Genomic DNA, 1,051 nt, shown 5'->3' with positions numbered 1-1,051 from the left:
GGTGTAATTGTGGGTCAGGGATACAGTACCATTGCGTGGATACCTGAAGCTCAAGGAAGTTGGGCATTACCCCTGCTCCATGAAAGAATTAGTAGTGGGTCTTCACCCATACTTCAAGCAGCTTCCCAACTTAAACTTGTCTGTGAACAGAGCGTCAACCCAGTTTTAGCAGTTTTGGATCGAGAATATGGCAATGCAACCTGGGTATTAGCGCAAGCAGATATTCAAGCTGATTGCTTAATGAGAGTCCGAAAGAATGCCTGCTTATGGTCAGCACCACCAGCCTATAGTGGTCGCGGTAGACCACGAAAACATGGGCAGAAAATGAGACTCAATGACCCAAGCACATGGCTCCAAGCGGATGCTGTGATTGAAATTGACGAACATCCACAGTTGGGACCAGTCCGAGTCAGGCAATGGCTTGACTTGCATTTTTATCGCGCCCCTGGACAAAAAGTCAACTTAATCCTGGTGGAAAGAATGAAGCCCATGTCAAACGGTCAGCCATTTCCACCCTTATGGTTGGCTTGGGTGGGAGAACGAACTCTCCCTTTAGAAACTGTTTGGTTCAAATATTTACGACGCTTTGGAGTCGATCATTGGTATAGGTTTGCCAAGCAACGATTGCATTGGACATTGCCTAATTTAAGAACCCCTGAACAATCCGAGCGTTGGAGTGATTTAATGCCATTGATGAGTTGGCAACTCTGGCTGGCCAGAGATTTAGTAATCGAGAATAGACTTCCTTGGCAATCTGCTACTATCAATTTAACCCCTGGACGTGTTGCCCAATCAATGTTTTCGCTTTTGGTTGACATTGGGACTCCAACAAAAATCCCTAAACATAGGGGAAAATCCCCCGGTTGGGAAAAAGGAAGGGTACGAACTAAGGCACCGTGCTATCCCACCGTTAAAAAACGGGTTTCTCGACGTAAAAAGTCTTTAAGATTAGCTGTTTAATCTTCTACTTTTTGAGTTTTTGAGCAACAGCTTGCCTGAGATTCAAAGGTGGCTACTTCTAGCTGTGCTCATTTTTTAGTCTAAACTACAG

Annotated in this window: 1 protein-coding gene; it reads left to right on the top strand. The window is 45.0% G+C overall.

The features are described 5' to 3' along the window. A partial coding sequence (locus tag QUA44_RS30590) for a transposase (RefSeq protein ID WP_333257702.1) occupies positions 1-960 on the top strand: 960 nt, incomplete at its 5' end. Positions 961-1,051: the final 91 nt, after the last annotated feature.

This window comes from Microcoleus sp. N9_A2 (assembly GCF_036701775.1).
Taxonomy (GTDB): Bacteria; Cyanobacteriota; Cyanobacteriia; order Cyanobacteriales; family Microcoleaceae; genus Microcoleus.
The sequence above is the reverse complement of the archived record's forward strand: the minus strand, read 5'-3'. Positions and strand labels throughout refer to the sequence as shown.